We start from the raw sequence: 1,902 nt of genomic DNA on the forward strand, positions 1-1,902 counted from the left end.
CCGGCCAGGCCCCGGTCGGCGGCCTGCTGGCGGCGGTCGAGGCGGCCCAGCGCGGGGAGGGCGGGCTGCACCCGCTCGACCTCGACGGCCAGGCCTTCGAGGCGCGCACCGTCGCCGGCGACGGCCGCATCCACCTGATCCTCTCCAGCGCCGCCGAACGCCGGCAGGCCGAGGCCCGCCGCCTGGCCGACCGCGAACGCCTGCTGCTGACTTCGCGCGTCATGTCGGTGGGCGAGATGGCGACCATGATCGCCCACGAACTGAACCAGCCGATCGGCTCGATCGCCAACATCGCTCGCGGCCTGAAGGCCCGGCTGTCGCGTGGGGCGCTGGCGAAGGAGGAGGGCGTCGAGGCCCTCGACCGCGCCGCCGAGCAGGCGCTCTACGCCTCGGGCGTCATCCAGCGCATGCGCTCCTTCGTCGAGCAGCGCCAGCCCCAGGTCGAGCCGCTGGATCTGCCCCGGCTGGTTCGCGCCACGCTGGACCTGCTCGACTGGGAGATCGCCCGCGACAAGGTCGTCGCCCGCGCGCGCTTCGACGCCCTGCCGCCGGTGCTGGGCGATGCGGTGATGATCCAGCAGGTGCTGGTCAACCTGGCCCGCAACGGCCTGGACGCCATGCGCGGCCGGCCCGGCCCGCGCCGCCTGACCATCGCCGCTAGGCCCATGGAAGGCTCCGACCGCATGGTCGAACTGACCGTCGCCGACAGCGGTCCCGGCGTCGACGCGGCCGCCGCCGACAGGATGTTCTCGCCGTTCTTCTCGACCAAGCCCGGCGGCATGGGCGTGGGGCTCGGCATCTGCCGATCCATCGTCGAACTGCATCGCGGGCGGCTCTGGTACGCCCCGGATCCCGAGGGGGGGACCGTATTCCACATCGCGCTGCCCGCGGCGCGCCAGGAGGAGCCATGACCACCCCCTCTGCATCGACACTGACGCCCGCGCCGGACGTCCCGCCGCCGCTCGGCGCGGTCTGCCTGGTCGACGACCACGGCGAGTTCCGCCAGTCCGCCGCCTGGTGGCTGGAGAGCCTGGGCTACGCCGTCTCCACCTTCGACGGCGCCCGGGCCTTCCTTGACGCCGGCGAGCCGCCGGCCGACGCCTGCCTGCTGCTGGACGTGCGCATGCCCGACATGTCGGGGCTGGAGCTGCTCGACGCCCTGAAGGCCCGAGGCTGCCAGCGGCCGGTGATCTTCATGACCGGCCACGGCGACGTGCCCCTGGCGGTCGAGGCCATGCAGAAGGGCGCCGTCACCTTCCTGGAAAAGCCCTTCCAGGAGGCCGCCCTGGAGGCCGCGCTCGAACGCGCCTTCGCCCAGGTCCGGCCCGTCGTCTCGGCCGGCCAGGAGGCCTATGCCCGGCGGGTGGCCGGCCTGACCGACCGCGAGCGCGAGGTCATGGCCCTGGTGGTGGCCGGCAAGGTCAACAAGGTCATCGCCTATGAGCTGGGCATCAGCCCCAAGACCGTCGAGCTGCACCGCTCGCGGATCATGACCAAGATGGAGGCCGCCAGCCTGACCCGGCTGGTGCGCATGGCCGTCACCGGCAGCGTGGACGACGACGCATGAGCGCCTTCATCGACCTCGAAGCGGGGGAAGGCCCCGCCGCCGACATCTCCGACCTCGTCGCCCGCAACCGCGCCCTGGCCGTGCTGGCCGCCCTGCGCGCCCCGGGCCTCGTCATACGTGTCTCGCTGGACCCCGAGCCCGGCCCCGGCCCCTGGATCCTGTTCGAAGCCGGCCCGCGCCTGGCGCTCCGCGAACTCGCCGGCGCCGCCTTCGCTCCGGCCGACGACGCCGAACTGCTGATCGGCCTCGACCGCGTCGAGCCGGTGGTGGCCGCCATCGAGGCGGCGACCACCGAGAGCCTCGCCCCCCTGGGCGTCGAGGCCCAGGCGCCCGAC

3 protein-coding genes are annotated in these 1,902 nt (G+C 73.8%); all 3 read left to right on the forward strand.

What is annotated here, in order from left to right; genetic code table 11:
* On the forward strand, window positions 1–911 hold a 911-nt coding region (locus DMC18_RS24990; RefSeq protein WP_233248297.1), incomplete at its 5' end, for a sensor histidine kinase.
* On the forward strand, window positions 908–1,567 hold the full coding sequence (locus tag DMC18_RS24995) for a response regulator transcription factor (protein WP_110119751.1): 660 nt from the start codon (window positions 908–910) through the stop codon (window positions 1,565–1,567). The genes DMC18_RS24990 and DMC18_RS24995, both read left to right, overlap by 4 nt.
* Window positions 1,564–1,902, forward strand: a 339-nt coding sequence (locus DMC18_RS25000) for a hypothetical protein (RefSeq protein WP_146218224.1), incomplete at its 3' end; no start/stop codon positions are given. The genes DMC18_RS24995 and DMC18_RS25000, both read left to right, overlap by 4 nt.

Origin of the sequence: Caulobacter sp. D5 (assembly GCF_003185805.1) — a bacterium.
In the GTDB taxonomy this organism is placed as follows: domain Bacteria; phylum Pseudomonadota; class Alphaproteobacteria; order Caulobacterales; family Caulobacteraceae; genus Caulobacter.